This is a genomic window from Suicoccus acidiformans (genome assembly GCF_003546865.1).
Taxonomy (GTDB): domain Bacteria; phylum Bacillota; class Bacilli; order Lactobacillales; family Aerococcaceae; genus Suicoccus; species Suicoccus acidiformans.
This window is the reverse complement of record NZ_CP023434.1, coordinates 2,505,828-2,525,000: the sequence shown is the minus strand read 5'-3', so window position 1 is coordinate 2,525,000 and position 19,173 is coordinate 2,505,828. Positions and strand designations below refer to the sequence as shown.

15 protein-coding genes, 2 tRNA genes and 3 rRNA genes (1 of these 20 cut by a window edge) are annotated in these 19,173 nt (G+C 43.6%); 14 read left to right on the top strand and 6 right to left on the bottom strand.

Features of this window, described 5'->3' with window-relative positions; all coding sequences use genetic code 11:
* The 5 genes from CL176_RS11935 to CL176_RS11915 form a co-directional block, all read left to right on the top strand.
* Positions 1–57, top strand: a 16S ribosomal RNA gene (locus CL176_RS11935) (it extends 1,493 nt beyond the left edge of the window).
* 353 nt (positions 58–410) lie between these two features.
* Positions 411–3,283, top strand: a 23S ribosomal RNA gene (locus CL176_RS11930).
* A 126-nt stretch (positions 3,284–3,409) separates the two neighbouring features.
* Positions 3,410–3,525, top strand: a 5S ribosomal RNA gene (gene rrf / locus CL176_RS11925).
* The 16S, 23S and 5S rRNA genes sit together here with 2 tRNA genes alongside, the layout of an rRNA operon.
* Positions 3,526–3,537: 12 nt before the next feature.
* Positions 3,538–3,610: transfer RNA gene (locus CL176_RS11920), tRNA-Asn, on the top strand.
* 26 nt (positions 3,611–3,636) lie between these two features.
* Positions 3,637–3,709 (top strand) — tRNA-Thr (locus CL176_RS11915).
* A gap of 49 nt (positions 3,710–3,758) precedes the next feature.
* Here CL176_RS11915 and CL176_RS11910 read toward each other — a convergent pair.
* The gene (locus tag CL176_RS11910) at positions 3,759–5,081 is read right to left on the bottom strand and encodes an ISL3 family transposase (protein WP_118989665.1); all 1,323 of its coding nucleotides are present in this window, start codon (positions 5,079–5,081) and stop codon (positions 3,759–3,761) included.
* A gap of 274 nt (positions 5,082–5,355) precedes the next feature.
* Between CL176_RS11910 and CL176_RS11905 the strand changes: the two genes are divergently transcribed.
* Both CL176_RS11905 and CL176_RS11900 read left to right on the top strand, forming a co-directional pair.
* Positions 5,356–6,051 (top strand): glycosyltransferase family 2 protein, encoded by a 696-nt coding sequence (locus CL176_RS11905; protein WP_118991489.1) that lies wholly within the window; start codon positions 5,356–5,358, stop codon positions 6,049–6,051.
* Between the two features lie 21 nt (positions 6,052–6,072).
* A complete protein-coding gene (locus CL176_RS11900) occupies positions 6,073–6,765 on the top strand; it encodes a lysophospholipid acyltransferase family protein (RefSeq protein WP_118991488.1) in 693 nt (230 codons plus the stop codon).
* Between the two features lie 76 nt (positions 6,766–6,841).
* On the opposite strand, the gene CL176_RS11895 is transcribed toward CL176_RS11900, so the two are convergent.
* Positions 6,842–7,828, bottom strand: a complete 987-nt coding sequence (locus CL176_RS11895) for an aminotransferase class I/II-fold pyridoxal phosphate-dependent enzyme (RefSeq protein ID WP_118991487.1) — start codon at positions 7,826–7,828, stop codon at positions 6,842–6,844.
* 157 nt (positions 7,829–7,985) lie between these two features.
* Here CL176_RS11895 and CL176_RS11890 point away from each other — a divergent pair, with 157 nt between their 5' ends.
* From CL176_RS11890 to CL176_RS11880, 3 genes are read left to right on the top strand one after another with little or no spacing between them, the layout of a single operon-like run.
* On the top strand, positions 7,986–8,738 hold the full coding sequence (locus tag CL176_RS11890; protein ID WP_162890976.1) for a DeoR/GlpR family DNA-binding transcription regulator: 753 nt from the start codon (positions 7,986–7,988) through the stop codon (positions 8,736–8,738).
* Positions 8,738–9,658, top strand: coding sequence for a 1-phosphofructokinase (gene pfkB, locus CL176_RS11885; protein ID WP_118991485.1), 921 nt, complete (start codon positions 8,738–8,740; stop codon positions 9,656–9,658). Before CL176_RS11890 ends, pfkB begins: the two co-directional genes overlap by 1 nt.
* 11 nt (positions 9,659–9,669) lie before the next feature.
* A complete protein-coding gene (locus tag CL176_RS11880) occupies positions 9,670–11,628 on the top strand; it encodes a PTS fructose transporter subunit IIABC (protein WP_118991484.1) in 1,959 nt (652 codons plus the stop codon).
* Between the two features lie 96 nt (positions 11,629–11,724).
* On the opposite strand, the gene CL176_RS11875 is transcribed toward CL176_RS11880, so the two are convergent.
* From CL176_RS11875 to CL176_RS11860, 4 genes are all read right to left on the bottom strand, one after another.
* Positions 11,725–12,570 (bottom strand): aldo/keto reductase, encoded by an 846-nt coding sequence (locus tag CL176_RS11875; RefSeq protein WP_118991483.1) that lies wholly within the window; start codon positions 12,568–12,570, stop codon positions 11,725–11,727.
* A 55-nt stretch (positions 12,571–12,625) separates the two neighbouring features.
* Positions 12,626–13,168: a biotin transporter BioY gene (locus CL176_RS11870; protein ID WP_118991482.1), complete on the bottom strand. Its 543-nt coding sequence runs from the start codon at positions 13,166–13,168 to the stop codon at positions 12,626–12,628.
* A gap of 1 nt (position 13,169) precedes the next feature.
* Positions 13,170–14,162 carry a biotin--[acetyl-CoA-carboxylase] ligase gene (locus CL176_RS11865; protein ID WP_118991481.1) on the bottom strand — a complete coding sequence of 331 codons (993 nt, stop codon included), beginning with the start codon at positions 14,160–14,162 and terminating at the stop codon, positions 13,170–13,172.
* Positions 14,163–14,238: 76 nt separating this feature from the next.
* The gene (locus CL176_RS11860) at positions 14,239–15,339 is read right to left on the bottom strand and encodes a M24 family metallopeptidase (RefSeq protein ID WP_118991480.1); all 1,101 of its coding nucleotides are present in this window, start codon (positions 15,337–15,339) and stop codon (positions 14,239–14,241) included.
* A gap of 116 nt (positions 15,340–15,455) precedes the next feature.
* On the opposite strand from CL176_RS11860, the gene yidD reads away from it, so the two are divergent.
* From yidD to glmM, 4 genes are read left to right on the top strand one after another with little or no spacing between them, the layout of a single operon-like run.
* Positions 15,456–15,704 carry a membrane protein insertion efficiency factor YidD gene (gene yidD, locus CL176_RS11855; protein WP_205528117.1) on the top strand — a complete coding sequence of 83 codons (249 nt, stop codon included), beginning with the start codon at positions 15,456–15,458 and terminating at the stop codon, positions 15,702–15,704.
* A 50-nt stretch (positions 15,705–15,754) separates the two neighbouring features.
* Positions 15,755–16,618, top strand: coding sequence for a diadenylate cyclase CdaA (gene cdaA, locus CL176_RS11850; RefSeq protein WP_240430559.1), 864 nt, complete (start codon positions 15,755–15,757; stop codon positions 16,616–16,618).
* Positions 16,615–17,721 carry a CdaR family protein gene (locus CL176_RS11845; protein WP_118991478.1) on the top strand — a complete coding sequence of 369 codons (1,107 nt, stop codon included), beginning with the start codon at positions 16,615–16,617 and terminating at the stop codon, positions 17,719–17,721. The genes cdaA and CL176_RS11845 overlap by 4 nt, the downstream gene beginning before the upstream one ends.
* A 25-nt stretch (positions 17,722–17,746) precedes the next feature.
* Positions 17,747–19,105, top strand: coding sequence for a phosphoglucosamine mutase (gene glmM, locus CL176_RS11840; RefSeq protein WP_118991477.1), 1,359 nt, complete (start codon positions 17,747–17,749; stop codon positions 19,103–19,105).
* The last annotated feature ends 68 nt before the right edge of the window (positions 19,106–19,173 follow it).

Sequence of the window (19,173 nt, the reverse complement as noted above, 5' to 3'; positions counted from 1 at the left end):
GGGGTGAAGTCGTAACAAGGTAGCCGTATCGGAAGGTGCGGCTGGATCACCTCCTTTCTAAGGAGTAATGGAACCGACACAATGGGAGTCTTTGTTCAGTTTTGAGTGTGCTTTACATAAGTAGAACTCAACCTTGATCATTGAAAACTGAATAACCATCATAATATATTCGATGCGAGTATGTTATGAAACAAACATAAATTCTTAAAATTGATATAATCAAACCGAGAATTGACCGAGTTTAAGAAAAAGGTGAGCGAGTGCGTAAAAAAGCGTACGGTTAAGCCGGATGACCGGAGGCTCTAAAGAGCCGCAAGTCAGACGCCTTAAACGATAGCTTTAGCACGAACGAACTGGATTGCGAATTAACCGCAATCAACATTAAACCAAATAGCGCAATAAAATACTGTGGTTAAGTAAGTAAGGGCGCACGGTGAATGCCTTGGCACTAGGAGCCGATGAAGGACGGGACGAACACCGAAATGCTTCGGGGAGCTGTAAGTAAGCTTTGATCCGGAGATATCCGAATGGGGGAACCCGGCAGCTAATGGCTGTCACGCGAGAGCGAGGTAGACGCAGAGAACTGAAACATCTAAGTACCTGCAGGAAGAGAAAGAAAGATCGATTCCCTGAGTAGCGGCGAGCGAAACGGGAAGAGCCCAAACCGATGTGCATGCACATCGGGGTTGTAGGACTCTAACGTGGACGTATTGAAGTTAGTTGAACAGGTTGGGAAACCTGGCTAGAGAGGGTGAGAGCCCCGTAAACGAAAACTTGAATATACCTAAGAGTATCCTGAGTACGGCGGAACACGTGAAATTCCGTCGGAATCCGCCAGGACCATCTGGCAAGGCTAAATACTCCCTAGTGACCGATAGTGAACCAGTACCGTGAGGGAAAGGTGAAAAGCACCCCGGGAGGGGAGTGAAAGAGTACCTGAAACCGTGTGCCTACAAGTAGTCAGAGCCCGTTAAAGGGTGATGGCGTACCTTTTGTAGAATGGACCGGCGAGTGACGATAACGAGCAAGGTTAAAGTGAAGAGCTGAAGCCGAAGCGAAAGCGAGTCTGAATAGGGCGAAAGTTCGTTATTGTCGACCCGAAACCAGGTGACCTACCCATGTGCAGGGTGAAGGTGCGGTAAGACGCACTGGAGGCCCGAACCGAAATACGTTGAAAAGTGTTCGGATGACGTGTGGGTAGCGGTGAAATTCCAATCGAACCTGGAGATAGCTGGTTCTCTCCGAAATATATTTAGGTATAGCCTCAGAGTAAGCGTCGTGGAGGTAGAGCCACTGTTTGGACTAGGGGGCCTTAAGGTTTACCGAATCCAGATAAACTCCGAATGCCACAGACGTATCTCTGGGAGTCAGACTGCGAGTGATAAGATCCGTAGTCGAAAGGGAAACAACCCAGCCCACCAGCTAAGGTCCCCAAGTTACTGTTAAGTGGAAAAGGATGTGGAGTTGCACAGACAACTAGGATGTTGGCTTAGAAGCAGCCACCATTGAAAGAGTGCGTAATAGCTCACTAGTCGAGTGACTCTGCGCCGAAAATGTACCGGGGCTAAACAGTACACCGAAGCTGTGGATCCGAGAGGATGGTAGGAGAGCGTTCTATATGGGGAGAAGCGGTACCGTGAGGAGCCGTGGACTGTATAGAAGTGAGAATGCCGGTATGAGTAGCGCAAGACGGGTGAGAATCCCGTCCACCGATTGACTAAGGTTTCCTGGGGAAGGCTCGTCCGCCCAGGGTTAGTCGGGACCTAAGCTGAAGCCGACAGGTCTAGGCGATGGACAACAGGTAGAGATTCCTGTACTTAATATAAACGTTTGAGTGATGGAGGGACACAGGAGGTGACCTCACGCAGGCTGATGGATGCCTGTCGAAGCAACAAGTGGAGATGTGAGTGAAATGCTTATGTCTTTAACCGCGAGTTGTGACCGGGAGTGAAAATAAGTAGCGAAGGTGAGTAATCATACTGTCGAGAAAAGCTTCTAGCGAGTTTATATTAACCCGTACCGCAAACCGACACAGGTAGTCAAGTGGAGAACACTAAGGTGATCGAGAGAACTCTCGTTAAGGAACTCGGCAAAATGACCCCGTAACTTTGGGAGAAGGGGTGCTGGCTCACGCCAGCCGCAGTGAATAGGCCCAGGCGACTGTTTACCAAAAACATAGGTCTCTGCCAAACCGAAAGGTGACGTATAGGGGCTGACGCCTGCCCGGTGCTGGAAGGTTAAGAGGAGTGCTTAGCGCAAGCGAAGGTACGAATTGAAGCCCCAGTAAACGGCGGCCGTAACTATAACGGTCCTAAGGTAGCGAAATTCCTTGTCGGGTAAGTTCCGACCCGCACGAAAGGCGTAACGATCTGGGCACTGTCTCAACGAGAGACTCGGTGAAATTATAGTACCTGTGAAGATGCAGGTTACCCGCGACAGGACGGTAAGACCCCATGGAGCTTTACTGTAGCTTGATATTGAGTGTTTGTTTGCCATGTACAGGATAGGTAGGAGCCTAGGAAACCGGATCGTCAGATTCGGTGGAGGCGCTGGTGGGATACTACCCTTGGCAGATGAACCCTCTAACCCGCGTAGGCAGACTACGGGAGACAGTGTCAGGTGGGCAGTTTGACTGGGGCGGTCGCCTCCTAAATCGTAACGGAGGCGCCCAAAGGTTCCCTCAGAATGGTTGGAAATCATTCGCAGAGCGCAAAGGCATAAGGGAGCTTGACTGCGAGACCTACAAGTCGAGCAGGGACGAAAGTCGGGCTTAGTGATCCGGTGGTACCGCATGGAAGGGCCATCGCTCAACGGATAAAAGCTACCCTGGGGATAACAGGCTTATCTCCCCCAAGAGTTCACATCGACGGGGAGGTTTGGCACCTCGATGTCGGCTCATCGCATCCTGGGGCTGAAGTCGGTCCCAAGGGTTGGGCTGTTCGCCCATTAAAGCGGTACGCGAGCTGGGTTCAGAACGTCGTGAGACAGTTCGGTCCCTATCCGTCGCGGGCGTAGGAAATTTGAGAAGAGCTGTCCTTAGTACGAGAGGACCGGGATGGACACACCGCTGGTGTACCAGTTGTTCCGCCAGGAGCATAGCTGGGTAGCTACGTGTGGGATGGATAAGCGCTGAAAGCATCTAAGTGCGAAGCCAGCTTCAAGATGAGATTTCCCATTGTATGACAAGTAAGACCCCTGAGAGACGATCAGGTAGATAGGCGCGAAGTGTAAGTGCAGTGATGTATTGAGCGGACGCGTACTAATCGGTCGAGGACTTAACCACGATTAGCCAGTGAGTGAAGGTGAACCCTGAGCGAGCTGGACTACAGTTCTTAGTAGGTTATATCCAACAATTTATGTAGGTTATTCAGTTTTGAGTGATCAAGAGATGACTCAAAGACAATGTATGTGTGGTGATATTGGCAAGAAGGACACACCTGTTCCCATGCCGAACACAGTCGTTAAGCTTCTTAGCGCCGATGGTAGTGGGGTCTTTGACCCTGTGAGAGTAGGTCGTCGCCATGCACACGTTGTTATTCCGCAATAGCTCAGCTGGTAGAGCGCATGACTGTTAATCATGATGTCGTAGGTTCGAGCCCTACTTGCGGAGTTTTTTGTGTATAATGAAATATGTGTGCCGCCTTAGCTCAGTAGGTAGAGCGCTTCCATGGTAAGGAAGAGGTCGTCGGTTCGATTCCGACAGGTGGCTTAATAAAGAATGGCTCTTTGTCAAATAGGGTTGATGAGTAAATTTAAGGTCAAGCGACTAAATTTGTTGCTTGATCTTTTTCTTTGTTCTTAGGTTCATAAAGTCGGCACATGAGTAATATTCTGTCTCTAAAATGACTGAAGTTTCTGTAACCATAACCATTGCGTTTGAGTAGTTTAATCTTATTATTAATCCCTTCGATAGGACCATTACTAAGGCCTGCATGTGTGAGTGTGTTGTGGATATATTCCCCATACTTTCTGAACGTCCTTAATACACGCCTTAAGCCTTTTGAAAGTGTCATGGACCGGCTTTGTGCCAAAATCTCTTGATATCGTTGCCAGTTCCTATCCCTTAAGGCATCGCCCAATTGATGCACCATTTGATAGGTATCCTTCAAGACGTCGTCGTGCTGAATGAGATAGTCCACAATGCTACGAGTATTGGTTAACCAATCAAACAGTGGGAAGCGATGGTATTCAGTAGACATTAAGTCGCTTTTTGGTTTGAGTATTAATTTCCAATAACGCTTAAGTTTATTATAGAGTCTTGAATCTTTATAACGAACCTCGTTCATGTAACGAATTCGTGTCCGATCTAATTCGCGATTTAAGGCTTGAATTAAATGGAACGGATCAAGAATAATCTTTGCATTTGGAAACCATCGCTTTGCCAGGTGCATGTATGGTTCGTACATATCTATCGTAATGGTTTGAACTTGGTAACGTGCTTGGCGACTAAACCTTGAGAAATAAGCACTGAGTGAGTGTGTTTTTCTGTCTTCGACCACATCTACGATTTTATGTGACAGTGTATCACAACAGATGAAGCTCATCGCTGCTTTAACCGACTTAACGCTTTTAAATTCATCAAAGGATAGATGCTTAGGCAACTGTTCAGTGGACCGTATTCGAATAGCTCGAGCGGTTTCATGAATCACCCGTCGGACTGTATTTGGTGATACAAAAGTATCTTTGGCGATATCTGTTTCACAAGTGACTCTTGTGGCGCGGTCCATAATCTGTTGTTTGACTTGATTCGTAATATAGCAGTCAGGATTAACGATGGATGTCTTCGCTGTAAATGACCGCCCACAGGCTTTGCATAAAAAGCGTTGCTTAGCTAGGATTAAGTAAGCAGGTAAGCCTGATTTGGCTGTTAATGTCAGACGAGAGGAGCGTTTTCCATTACTGACAATGACATAATCATTATTGGCAATGCCACAATGAGGACAAGCCTCCGGTTTATATGCCAATGTTCCTCGATAAAAGAGCGATGTTCGCCCTTTGAATTCTATCTCTTCACAATAATCCATATCTATTTCAATGTTTTTGTCTTTTAATTGGAAGGTTTTTTCGATAAAATGATTCATACGTAGATGTTCTCCTTTATTATTGGGTCAACTTTAATATTAAAGAACATCTGCGTTTTTTGCACTTAAAAACGGTCGAGAAATTTCCATCAACCGTATTTATTTTAGAACCTAAAGAATTAGAGCGTTCTTATGTGTGAAAGCATAAGAACGCTTTTTTGCTAGCAATAAAATTATTCTATTTTTTGAATATGATTCCTGTTATCGGTGAAATTTGGTATACTAAGAAGGATTACATCTATGGGTATAAGTAACCCTGGAGGGGGAAATATGAGTGAAGGATTACGTAGTTACCATACCGGCCTATAATCCAATGGATACTTTAGATCAATATATACAGCATTTAATCACAGCTGGTGTATCGCATGTGCTTGTGGTTAATGACGGTAGTGATGAGCATTATACGGATTTATTTCAAAGAATTAATATGCTTGAGCGAACTACGGTTTTAACGCATCAAATTAATCAAGGGAAAGGGGCAGCCTTAAAGACGGCTTGTACATACTTTCAAGAACAAAACTGGAATGATATAGGGATGGTATCTGCAGATGCAGATGGCCAGCACTTACTTGAGGATGTATTGCGTGTAGGTGAAGCTTTATTGAATGAAGATGCAGAATATGTTCTGGGTGTTCGTAATTTCTCGGATCCTTCTGTACCAAAGCGTAGTCTATTAGGGAACAGACTTGCAAGTACGCTATTTAAGTGGTTATATGGTTATGAAATAGAAGATACTCAAACTGGTTTAAGGGCCTGGCATCGCCAGGAATTGGCGAATTTAATCGCTCTTAGAGGCAATCGCTTCGAGTATGAAATAAATATGTTAATTATGATTGCTAAGCAGCATAAAAGCTTGCATTTAGTAGAAATAGAAACGGTCTATCACGACAACCATACGTCGCATTATAGTACCATTCAGGACTCTGTGCGTATCGGCTGGCATATGTTTAAGGGAATTTTCTCATCTTAATTGAAAGGGAAAGGATAACGCATGGCAAGTTATGAATATGGAACTTATTTCAAAATAATCCGAAGAATCGGGCGAATTATCCTACCTAAGTTGAGGCTCGAACATTTACCTGAGCAAAAGGAAGCGACGGTCTATGTATCGCACCATAATAATATGTTCGGGCCAGTGAGTGTCTTGTGTTGGTTTCCCGATTTTATTAGACCTTGGGTATTTAGTCCATTTCTTGACCAAGAGGCCTGTTATAATCAGTATGTTAATTATACCTTTACAGAACGCTTTGGGTTGCCCATGTGGCTGGCTAAACCAATCGCATGGCTTGCGTCTTATGCGGTTTCTTCGCTGATGCAATCGCTTAGATCTATACCGGTTTATCGCCAATCCCGCAAAATTGTCCATACTTTCCGCGAATCCATTGCAACATTGAAGGACAATCAGGCAATTATTATTTTTCCCAATATTGATTATGAAGTTGAATCCCAAGAAGTCGGTGAGTTGTATGAAGGTTTCTTGAACTTGGACAAGTATTATTATAAAGATACCGGTCAGCATATTCAATTTGTCCCTTTGTATGCGAACCGTGAGACAAGAGAAATTCTTCACGGAGATGCTTTAGCTTTCAATGATACTGTAGAATTTAAGCAGCAGCGGTCTCAAATGGCAACTGAATTGGCTGAACAATTAAATGTTCTGGCCCGATCATCGTTGGATGAATAGGAAATAGGAAATAGAAAATAGAAAGAATCCCTTCGACCTGAAACACTTCGGGTTGGAGGGGTTCTTTTGTGTTATCTTAGAATTGCTTACGCCATTCGGCGATAGCTTGATTGAAGGCTGGATACGCTTCAAGGGGCATGATCGAATACCTTACACACGCTTTTAAATTATCTTCTTCGTAGAAACGCGCTTTAAAACCTGCCTTAAGGAGATGTTCACCTAGATTAACGGCATGTTCGCCGTAGGTGAAGACAAAGTTTGTATGACTAGGAATAACTTGAATTAAATCGTCTACCGCTTCGAAACTTTTGTTCAGTTGCTTACTTGCTTCAAATTCACTGTCCATAAATTCATTGAGCCATTCTTCATCTTCTAGGAGAATGCAGGCGATATTAATGGCGTAGATGTCTAGTGGGTATGGGTGATTAATGCGGGTAATTTGCTTATAGGTTTCACCTTGGGCGATAATGACGCCGATGCGAACCCCAGCTAAGCCGTATATTTTGCTTAAAGAACGAATGATAAGGATATGGTCACCTTCAGGTCGATTGTATGTTTCCGCAAACTCTGAGTAGACTTCGTCAATGACGAAATATCCGCCAATTTCTTCCATGGTATCGGCAATAAGTTGCAGATCAGCTTCCGCAAACATCTGTCCAGTCGGATTATGCGGATTAGAGAGAATGAATAGACTAGGTTTTCGAGCGAGTATTTCTCCGCGGATTGCTTGGAAATCGAACTGAAATTGCTCATTAGCTGGTATTTCAAAGAAAGGCAGTTCCAGTTGAGCAGCATAATCATGGAACATGAAGAATTCTGGACTTAAGCTCATAATTCCATCTTGTCCAAATACAATAAATACTTTCTGAATCCACTCATCAGCTCCACAAGCAAATTCAATTTCCTCAATAGGGAGTTGATTTCGCTTGGCATAAAGTGCTTTAAGGGTGTTAATTTCTGTATCTGGATATAAGTGGCTGTGGGTGCGTTGGTATAACTCTTCCATATATGAAGCTTTAATGGGAGAGCGGGTACTGGTATTGCGGCTAATATCATATAGCATGAAAGACTTCAACTCCTTTACTCTAATGAACCTATTATAGCACGTTTAAATAAACTTGGTTATATTTGTGAGATGAATAATAAATGGAAGTTAATGAATGGTTTTGATTGAATCTTCCACACACATAGGTTATAATACATATAAAGGGGGGTTGGGAATGCTTACAAGTGAGCGCCATCGCTATATTCTTGAAGAACTTAATGAGAAAAGTTCGGTCAAATTAACGCAGCTTGCGGAAGAAATGAAGGTTTCTGAATCGACGGTACGCAGAGACTTATCTGCTTTGGAAGATGAGGGACTATTAACACGAATTCATGGAGGTGCTCAGCGGAAATTTAATATTGCTATTGAGGCATCCATGCAAGAGAAAGAAATACTTAACTTAGATGCTAAGAATAGAATAGCTCACGCGGCTTCATTACTTGTAGAAGATGGCGACTGTTTATTTATCGATGCAGGTACGACAACTTTGGCAATGATAGCGCACTTAGGGGGTTATCAAGACTTATTGGTGGTAACGAATGGGATTTCCCAAGCAGATTATTTAAGCCAAATGAATATCGAAACCATCCTCTTAGGCGGACGCGTTCGACCGAATACAGGAGCCATTGTAGGTGAAACAGCCCGTCAGCAATTAGCGTCTTATCATTGTCATAAGGCTTTTCTAGGCATTAACGGGGTGGATTATCGTTACGGCTTGACGACGCCTAAATGGGATGAAGCAGTGATTAAGCAACAGGCAAATAAGCAAAGTATTCAAACATTCATTCTAGCTGATAGCACGAAATTTGATAAAGTCACCTTTACGAAAGTGTTTGACATAAATGAGGGAATCATTATAACCGAGCACTTGTCTCATGAGATGAAATTAAGATATGAAGCGGTTAGTAATATAAAGGAGGTAAACTAATGCATTATACAATTACATTTAATCCAGCGGTTGATTTAGTCATGCAAGTACCTGTGGTTAATTTAGGTAGTCTAAATCGTGCCATGAAGGATGACTATGTAGCCGGGGGTAAGGGCATTAATATGTCGACCATTCTCAATCAAATGGGAGTCGCCACGACTGCCACTGGTTTTGTGGGTGGTTTTTCGGGTAGCTTTATTCGTCAGGCGATGGAAGCTGAAGGAATTTCAGAACATTTCATTGAAGTGGACGGTATTACGCGGGTTAATGTAAAGATAAAAAGTGAAGAAGAAACTGAAATTAACGCCAAAGGGCCGGAAGTTTCCCAGGAGGAATTCGCAGCCTTACTGGAATATTTAGCAGAGGTGCTCGAAGAAGTGGACGTGGTCTATTTAGCTGGAAATGCAGCTCCAGGCCTAACGCACTTACATTATCGCCAGGTTGCGGAATTATGTTTAGATAAAGGGATTCGCTTTGTACTGGATTCCAATAAAGATTTACTGACACAAAGTCTACCGTATAAACCATTCTTAATTAAACCTAACCGAGACGAGTTGGAAGAGATTGTCAATACAGATTTAGTCAGTGTAGAAGCTATCATTGATGCGGCCATGAGCTTGCAAAATCGGGGTGCCCGTAATGTGATTGTCTCTTTAGGTGGTGACGGAGCCTTGTTAGTCACAGAAGATGGCCAAGCGTTTCAATCGGGTATTCCTGAAGGTGAAGTAATTAACTCTGTCGGTGCAGGAGATTCTATGGTTGCAGGTTTTATGGCACATTTCGATAAGACGGGGGATTATGCTGAAAGTTTGCAGATGGGAGCAGCGTGTGGAAGTGCGACAGCTTATTCTGTAGGGATTGCTAAGCGTGATTTAATTGATCGGCTATTCCAAGAAATTGAAGTAAAGAATATTAAATAGGGGGAGAAAATATGAAATTAACAGATTTGATGGTTAAAGAGGCAATGGACTTGTCTCTTGCAACACAAACTAAAGGCGAAACGCTACGCCATTTGGCTGGGCGATTTGCCCAAGTAGGTGGCGTGAGTGATGTTGAAGCTTATGTTGCCAAACTCGAAGCCCGTGAGGGGCAATCAACGACAGGTGTAGGAGATGAAATTGCGATTCCCCATGCCCAAGATGCATCGGTTAAGCAGGCAGCGATTGTCTTTGGTCGTAGCCAGGAAGGTATCGAATGGGAGTCCTTTGACGGTCAACCAGCCAAATTAATTTTTATGATTGCTGCACCAGAAGGTGGCGGAGAGCATTTGGCCGCGCTTGCACAATTATCGAAAGTTTTGCTGAAACCTGAAGCTAAGTCGGGCTTATTAGAAGCGCAAAGCGCGGATGATGTGTTAAATGTACTCGCAGCATATGAAGAAGTAGAAGAAGCAGCAGATCAAGATACGGTGGTTGAAACCGTTGCAGAAGACGAGCCGTATATTCTAGCGGTAACAGCCTGTCCGACAGGCATCGCGCATACCTATATGGCCGAGGAGAAATTAAATCAAGCCGCTGCCAAAGCAGGTTACACCATTAAGGTAGAAACAAATGGCCAAACAGGTATCGGTAATCCTCTAACGCGTGATGACATTGACCGAGCTACAGCTATTATTGTTGCAGCAGATAAGCAAGTGCCGATGGCACGTTTTGATGGCAAGCCAGTCATTATTACAAAAGTCGCCGATGGGATTAATAAGGCGGATGAATTAGTTGATCGGGCTGTCCGTCAAGATGCCAAGATATATCACGCTGCCGCCGATGGTGCACAAGAGGTGGCCGCGGATGATGAGAATGAGTCCATTGGACGGAAATTCTATAAGCATATGATGAACGGCGTATCTCATATGTTACCGTTTGTTGTAGCGGGGGGAATCCTTATTGCTTTATCATTCTTCTGGGGCTTGAATGCAGCCGATCCAGCCGATCCAACTTATAATTCGATTGCCCATACCTTGAACTTATTTGGAAGCTTGTCCTTTGCAATGATGTTACCAGTTCTAGCTGGATTTATCGGCCAATCACTTGCCGATCGTCCTGGTTTAGTTGTCGGCTTCATGGGTGGTGTATTTGCTAACCCACATATCTTATCTGCCTTTGGCGGAGGGACAGGTATCTTTGCCAATACAGAATCTTCTGGTTTTCTCGGCGCCTTAGTTGCTGGTTTCTTAGCCGGTGCTATTATCTGGCTCTTACAGAAAGCTTTCGCATGGTTACCTAAATCACTCGAAGGGATGAAACCAATTTTCATCTATCCAGTTCTTGGTGTCTTACTCATGGGCTTAGCGATGTTCTTTGTGGTGAATCGTCCGATGGCTTGGGTGATGAATGCCTTAATGAATGGTCTGCAAAGCATCCCTCAAGAATTAAGCGTTGTGTTAGGATTTATTGCAGCCGCGATGATGTCAATCGATATGGGTGGACCGATTAATAAGGCCGCTTACGTTACTGGAACAGCCTTGGTCACTGCGTCAAATGGTGCAGGTTCAGACGTTATGGCCGCTGTTATGATTGGTGGTATGGTTCCACCGCTTGCCATTGCAATTTCAGCTACCATTAATAAGAATTTGTGGACTGAAGAGCAGAGAAATAGTGCCCTAGTCAACTATGTTATGGGTGCAGCGTTTATTACTGAAGGAGCCATCCCATTCGCGGCTACTTCACCATTGAAGGTCATTCCATCGCTTGCAATTGGTGCAGGGGTTGCTGGAGGTTTAAGTATGGTCTTTGGTTGTATCAGTTATGTACCACATGGGGGTATCTTCGCAGTCTTAGCCGGTGGTGTGACCAATCCAGTGATGTATTTAGCCTCTTGGCTTATAGGTGGTGTTATCGGTGCAATCTTATTAAACTTCTTATTAGGTCGTGATAAAGCCAAAACTGCAGCATAATCATTCGTGAAATTACAATAAGTATATCAAAGAACCTGGTAGATTAGGCTAAGCCTAAGTACCAGGTTCTTTGGCATCTGTTTTAGCGGTGAAGTATTAGTCAAACTCTTCGTATTCATTCGGGTGTTGGCCTTCAACCCTACCGCTCTCGCCTTTGTCTAGTTGATTGATGCGTTCGATGTCTTCAAAAGACAATCGGAAGTCTAAGATGTTAAGGTTGCTCTGCTGATGTTTCGGTGAACTAGCTTTCGCAACAGGCATAACACCCCTGTCTAAGTTCCAACGAAGAATAATCTGAGCTGGTGTCTTCTCGTATTTATCTGCGATAGCTTTGATGACATCATTGGTTAAGACGTCATTAATTTCGCGACCAAAACTACTCCAGGACTGGACAAGAATGCCTAAGTCTTGATTAGCTTGGACGACTTCATTGTGATTAAAGTAAGGGTGTCGCTCGATTTGGTTGATTTGCGGTACGATTCCGGTTGCGTCAATGATGCGGTCCAAGTGCTCTGGATAGAAATTGGACACGCCGATATTCTTAATCAGTCCCCATTTCTGAGCGTCAACTAAGGCTTGCCATGCTTCAACATATTGACCTTGTTTAGGCAGAGGCCAGTGAATTAAATAATGGTCGAAATAGTCAATACCAATGCGGTATAAAGATTCTTGAATGGCATTAATCGCATCGTCATATTGATGGTTCGCTCCGGGTAACTTAGAAGTGATTTGAATCTCTTCGCGTGGGATACTTGTTCGCCTTAAGGCTTCACCTACCATGCCTTCGTTATTATAGTTCGTTGAAGTGTCTATAAGGCGGTAACCATAATTTAATGCGCTAAGAATGGTTGTGACCCCTTTGGCTCCTTTAATTCCTACCGTTCCAAAGCCGATGGCTGGCACAGTGCTACCATTATTAAGGGTGAAATAATTATTTAGCATTGAATCATCTCCTTACTTAACATGATAGCAAAGAAGACCCGCCTAACAAAACATTTCACTCAACTAATCCAGCCTGATGGAGTCTACGGCTGAGGTAAATAGCCATGCCTGCTTTCAAGCAATCGCCAGGTATAAATGGAAGAAAGGCAACTGAGAGAATTTGCCATAGGTGCATCTGCTTGCCTAGGTAACCATTCATAATCCAAGTAAAATATAACAAACCTAATAAGTAAACAAGACTGTGAAAGAGCAAGGCACTTATCATATAGGAACGAGATGTACGTCCGAAAAGCTCTATATATTTGGCTGTGAGCACACTAGCGGGGATAAAGGCTAAAAGAAAGCCAAAAGTCGGCAAAGTTATGCTCTGAAGCCCTCCGCCAGCGTTGGCAAAGATGGGCAAACCTGCGATACCTAGGATAAGATACAGGCTCGTACATATAAAAGCTTGCTTAGGTTTTAGTAGATATGCAATCAATAGCACAGCAAAAGTCTGCAAGGTGATGGGGACTGGACCAAGGGGTATGCTAATTTGGGAGCAGATAATCAACATCGCTAGCATTAAGCCAGTTAAAGTAAGGTTCCTAGTTTGGGTCATATTAATCCTCCTTAAATTGATTGCTACCTAAATGAATGCGATGGCTGTCTAATTGGACAACTTGATTAATCTGATTACGCATCAGTAGCTGACCGTGAGAGTTCATTCCGATAAGTTCACCTTCATAGGACTGACCATCCATCTCATAGCTAAGCCATTTACCACGTCCGAGCAGACGTTCTTGGTAGTTCTGGATAAAAGTCCGTCCTTGGAAATTCTGGTTGTAGACATCGAAACGCTCTAAGAAATGGGTGAGGAGTTTATTCTGGTTAAAGGCTTCTGGTACATCTTCGGTAAAGAGACTTCCTGCGACCTGCTCCATCGGTGAATCTGTGAAATCTGCAGCGATATTTAAGCCGATGCCTATGATAATATACATCACTTGACTGTCTTCCAGACTCATAACGGATTCACTGAGAATACCACCTATTTTCTTCCCTTGGTAGAATAGATCATTGACCCACTTTAATTGGATTGACTCTGGTAAGGGGTAGGTTGCTTCAATGGCTTCGGCCATAGCGACGCCAGCTAGCAGTGTATACAGATGCAAATCTTCCAGAGGGATGCCCTGGGGTTGAAAGCCTAGACTAAAGTATAAGCCTTCTTGAATCTGTGAGTGGAAAGTTCGACCTTGGCGACCGCGTCCCTGTGTTTGCCTATGGGCAACGATTAGTTGCGGCTGATTACGATATTGATTTAGGATAGTCTGCTTCATTAAATCATTGGTAGAAGTTACCTCATCGTGGATTTGAATCGCTATGGACAAATTACCTTCTCGGGTAAGCTGTTGTAGTTCGTGAAGATTACTTCGATGAGGGCTAGCTGTTAGTAAGTATCCTTGACCGGCAAGACTGGTAATTTGATAGCCTTCTTTCCGCAAGTTTTCAATATGTTTCCAAATAGTTGTGCGACTCACGCCAAGCATATCAGCCAAAGCTTGGCCGGATAACGGCTCCTTGGCCGTTTGGAGTGTTTGTAAAATATCTTGAATCATCTTGGCCTCCTTTACTTACTAAAGGATAAGACTTACCAAGATGATTGTCAACCAATTATTTAAATGTAGTTGACGATTATGCAGGATCGATAATGATGGGCTCTTTGCTAACATGGTTAAGGACTTCAACACCATCTTCGGTAACAAGCACTAAGTCTTCAATTCTTACCCCAAGCTTTCCAAGTAGATAAATTCCGGGTTCAATGGAGAAGATTTGACCGGCTTGGACAGTTCTATGATTGTGTTCACTAACGTCACCAGCTTCGTGAGCTTCTTGGCCGATAAAGTGGCCTAGGCGATGGGTGAAGAACTCGCCATAGCCAGCCTCACTAATAATATCACGAGCAATTCGATCGATTTCAGCAAACGTCACGCCTGGACGAATACTTTGAATAGCGGCTTCGTTAGCTTTTTGGACGAGGTGATAAATTTGCAGACTTTCTTGGGATGCTTCTTGATAAAAGAAGGTACGGGTCATATCAGAGGCATAGCCATTATATAGCCCACCGATATCAACCACGATGCTATCGCCTGCTTGAGGTGTCTGCTGGCTTACAGTATGATGTGGGTCAGCGCCATTCGCGCCATAGGCGACAATTGGCTCAAAGGAAGGACCCTGATGGCCGGTTTCTTGATAGCGTTGCAGAATAAAATTACGAGCTTCTACTTCTGTCGGGCCTTGCTGAAGAAAGTCTATGGTTTCTTGCATTATTTGATCATTTAGGTGGGAGGCTTGCTTCATCCGCTCAATTTCGTCCTTATCTTTAATCCCTCGTAAGTCATCGACAAAGATAGAGCCATTTACAACGTGTAAGTGAGGTTGCTCCTCGAGTAGTTGCAAGAGGAAGTGACTCGGCCAGAACTTATCAATACCGGTCACGCCGTCCTCTAATGATGTGGCAACTTGTTTTATAATAGGTTCTCCGTCGCGGTAAGTGTTGATATGAATATTATTAGCATCTTCCTTAGCAAATTGCGCGGGTGGGAAAAGTTGATTTAAATAGAGGCGGGCAGGTTCGTTCTGAGAAATGTGTAAGAGCAATAGACGCTCGCCAGGATCGGTTTCGTATTGGGTGAAATAGCGAATACTCTTTGGGTCACTGATGAGAAGATTGCTTAAGTTATTTTTGGCCATGAGGGTTTGTAGTTTACTGATACGTTGGGTTTCTAATTTCATATAATCACTCCTTAGGTTTATCATAACGGATATTTCCTTTGAGGAAAAGTTGGATTTAGTTTACAAGCTTAAAGTATGTGGGTTAGAATATGGTTATTAAAGTTAGAGGTGATCGCATGTCTCACTTATTGATCGGTCTGATTCGTATGTATCAACAATTCATCTCGCCCTTATTTCCAGCTACCTGTCGCTATAAACCCAGTTGTTCTAATTATGGGCTCTTAGCCATTGAGAAATTTGGGGCTGGGAAAGGATTTCTGATGGCGCTTGCACGTATTCTGCGTTGCCATCCCTTTGCAGAAGGAGGTTATGATCCAGTACCCGACTACTTCACGTTGAAGCGAACAAAAACTGAGGAGTATTGACCACAAGTCCAGTTTAATTTGTTATAATATTAGCTGAGAATAAAAAGAGGGTGAAATTGTTGCTAGATTGGTTTAATCAAGTGATGGGGGCTCAACCACTCATCCAACTACTGGACATTATTATTGTCTGGTACTTAATTTATAAATTACTAATGTATGCGCGTGGCACACAGATGATGAATTTATTAAAAGGCATCGCTGTCTTTATCGCGGCGAAGTTTCTTAGTTCAATTCTAGGACTTCAGACGATAGACTGGCTTTTAGGGCAAGTATTAGCCTGGGGAGTAGTGGCGGCAATTATTCTATTCCAGCCAGAATTAAGACGGGCCTTACAAAACCTAGGTCAGAATTTATTTCGTAATAAGCGCGTTGAGAAGAATCTTAGTATGAAGTTAATTGATGACTTAGTATATGCGGCTCGTTATATGTCGCGGCGTAAAATCGGGGCTTTGATTTCCGTTAAAGATCAAGATGAGCTCGGTGAGTATATAGAGACCGGGATACCCCTAGATTCGGAAATTTCCAATCAACTGCTTATTAACATTTTTATTCCGAATACACCCTTACATGATGGTGCAGTGATTGTGAGTGATTATCGTATAGCTGCTGCATCTTGTTATTTACCCTTATCCGAATCGGATTCTATCTCTAAAGAATTGGGGACCCGTCACCGTGCAGCAATTGGTTTATCCGAAGTTAGTGACGCCCTCACTTTGATTGTATCTGAAGAAACTGGATCGATTAGTATAACGAAGAATGAAGTACTCTACCGAGATCTTAAAGAAGATGAATTGACTGATTTATTGATTAAATTCCTATATGTAGAAGAGGAGCAGACGACCAATAAGAGTCTTATCGAACCGGTTAAAGGCTTCTTCTTTGATACCTTTAAGCAAAGAGGTGAAGACGAATGAAAAAAACAGCATTTGATAATAAATGGTTTTTAATGTTTATTTCGCTCGTCTGTGCGGTTTTCTTATATGCTTTTGTCTCAACTGAGAATACCAATATGTCTATGCGAATAGCCCGTAATCAAGAGTTTGCGAGTGTGAATGTAACAGAGACCATTTCGAATGTGCCGGTCTACTTAGGCGAGACTGATGAGAATACCTTTATCAGTGATTTGCCAGAGAAAGCGACCGTACGTCTGACTGGTCCACGCAATATTATTAACCAAGTCACAGGAGATACGATTCGAGTACAAACAGAAAGTCTTGTGGGTGTACCACCAGGATCACGCACCGTTCGTTTAGAGGTGATTGGCTTACCCGAAGACGTTGAATATCAAACGACACCGTCTCGGGTGATTGTGCAAGTTTCTAAACGCGAGACTGTTACCTTGCCGGTTGAATATGAGATCAGCGAAGAATTAGTAGCAGCCGGCTATCAAGTATCCGATGTTCGCTTGAATATTCCTGAGGTAACTTTAAGCGGCACGAGCGAAGCGATTGAGAAATTAGACCGAGTATATATTAAGATTACGAGTAATCAACCAAAGAGCGAAAGTTTCGTGGATACGTATCCACTTAAAATTGTCGACCAAGCAGGTGATTTATTAGATATTAGTGCGAACAAAACAGAAATTGAAGCAACTGTTGATATTGAGCCTTTAGAGCAAACGGCATCCCTAAATGTGCTAGCCCAAGGCGAGTCAAGTCAATATCAATACCAATATCAACTTGTACAGTTCTCGGAAGTTTCTGTGCAAGCTTCCCATCCCATCTCTACGCTTGACGTATTAGTAGATGTATCGAATATGACGGAGTCGGGTACGGTACTCGGGCAAATTCAAATTCCTGCCAATGTAACCTATAATGGACCGTACGATGTTGAAGTTCATGTGGATATTCAAGCAAGTGATCGTGTCCTATCCGAATCCAATTCATCTACTGAGGAAGTTACGCAGGAACATAAGGATGAGCGTCTCGAAGAAGGCGCAGCGAGTAGTGGACAAGTAGAAGAACCAGTGGATAATCCAGCTGAAGTTCCAGTGGAGTCGGCCGGTCAAGAATCATGAGAAATTACACATAAGGAGTTAGACTATGGTTAAATATTTTGGAACTGATGGTGTTAGAGGGGTAGCCAATCAGGAATTATCCCCAGAATTAGCTTTTAAATTAGGGCGTGTTGGAGGTTATGTTCTCTGGCAGCATGCAGATTTGTCTGAAGGTGAAGCACCTCGTGTTCTTGTCGCTAGAGACACGCGTATTTCAGGGGAAATGCTTGAACATGCTTTGATTGCTGGTTTATTATCCGTAGGAATCGAAGTGATGCAACTGGGAGTCATTTCAACACCTGCTGTTGCTTATTTAACCCGGACCCAAGGTGTTACAGCGGGCGTGATGATTAGTGCTTCACATAACCCCGTGGAAGATAATGGAATTAAATTCTTCGGGGCAGATGGATATAAGCTGTCAGATGAACAAGAAGCTGAAATTGAAGCACTGTTAAATCAAGATGATGAGCTTCCAAGACCAAGCGCTCAAGGTTTAGGAACCGTCGATGAGTTCCCTGAAGGGACGATAAAGTATATCAATTTCCTCCAATCGACTATTCCTGATGACCTTTCAGGTATTAGCGTCGCAATTGATGCTGCCCATGGGGCAACTTCACCCCTTGTGAACCAACTGTTTGCTGACCTAGATGCTGATTTCTTTACGATGGGTGACCGACCAAATGGGTTAAACATTAATGATGGAGTAGGTTCAACTCATCCAGAGGCCTTACAGAACCTAGTTGTTGAAAAGGGCGTAATGGTTGGTTTGGCTTTTGATGGGGACGGTGACCGCGTTATTGCAGTGGATGAAACGGGTGCACTGGTTGATGGGGATAAAATAATGTTTATCATCGGTAAATACCTCAATGACCGTGGGCGCCTGAAAGACCATACGATTGTCTCAACGGTAATGAGCAATCTTGGCTTCCATAAGGCTGGTGAAGCCGAGGGCTTGAATATGATTACGACCAAAGTAGGCGACCGTTATGTCGTAGAAGCGATGCGTGAAGGTAATTATACTTTAGGTGGCGAGCAGTCTGGCCACATTGTCTTATCCCAATATAATACAACAGGTGATGGCTTACTTGTGGGGATTCAATTGCTGTCTATTATGAAAGAAACCGGCAAGAGTTTGTCAGAGTTAGCTAGCGATGTTCAAATATTCCCTCAGAAGCTAGTTAATGTTCGGGTAAGGGACAAATATACGGTGATGGACGAACCTGAAGTGAAGGAAATTGTCGATAAAATTGAAGCGGAAATGGCAGGTGACGGACGTATTCTTGTGCGTCCAAGTGGAACTGAGCCATTGTTACGAGTGATGGCAGAAGCATCAACCGATGAGAAGGTAGATTACTATGTCGATGAAATTGCTGAAGTAATCCGCCGTGTTCGCGGTATTGAGTAAAGATTTAGGCGTTATCGTCTCCTAAGAAGTCTAGATGAGGATACTTCACGGAGATTAAGTTAGTAGAG

Coding starts and splice junctions, on each gene's coding strand:
- CL176_RS11895 (WP_118991487.1), bottom strand. CDS start 7,828: ATGCTATATGATATTAGCCGCAATACCAGTACCCGCTCTCCCATTAAA.
- CL176_RS11870 (WP_118991482.1), bottom strand. CDS start 13,168: ATGACCCAAACTAGGAACCTTACTTTAACTGGCTTAATGCTAGCGATG.
- CL176_RS11860 (WP_118991480.1), bottom strand. CDS start 15,339: ATGAAATTAGAAACCCAACGTATCAGTAAACTACAAACCCTCATGGCC.
- glmM (WP_118991477.1), top strand. CDS start 17,747: ATGGTTAAATATTTTGGAACTGATGGTGTTAGAGGGGTAGCCAATCAG.
- pfkB (WP_118991485.1), top strand. CDS start 8,738: ATGCATTATACAATTACATTTAATCCAGCGGTTGATTTAGTCATGCAA.
- CL176_RS11910 (WP_118989665.1), bottom strand. CDS start 5,081: ATGAATCATTTTATCGAAAAAACCTTCCAATTAAAAGACAAAAACATT.
- CL176_RS11875 (WP_118991483.1), bottom strand. CDS start 12,570: ATGCTAAATAATTATTTCACCCTTAATAATGGTAGCACTGTGCCAGCC.
- CL176_RS11865 (WP_118991481.1), bottom strand. CDS start 14,162: ATGATTCAAGATATTTTACAAACACTCCAAACGGCCAAGGAGCCGTTA.
- CL176_RS11900 (WP_118991488.1), top strand. CDS start 6,073: ATGGCAAGTTATGAATATGGAACTTATTTCAAAATAATCCGAAGAATC.
- yidD (WP_205528117.1), top strand. CDS start 15,456: ATGTCTCACTTATTGATCGGTCTGATTCGTATGTATCAACAATTCATC.
- CL176_RS11880 (WP_118991484.1), top strand. CDS start 9,670: ATGAAATTAACAGATTTGATGGTTAAAGAGGCAATGGACTTGTCTCTT.
- CL176_RS11890 (WP_162890976.1), top strand. CDS start 7,986: ATGCTTACAAGTGAGCGCCATCGCTATATTCTTGAAGAACTTAATGAG.
- CL176_RS11845 (WP_118991478.1), top strand. CDS start 16,615: ATGAAAAAAACAGCATTTGATAATAAATGGTTTTTAATGTTTATTTCG.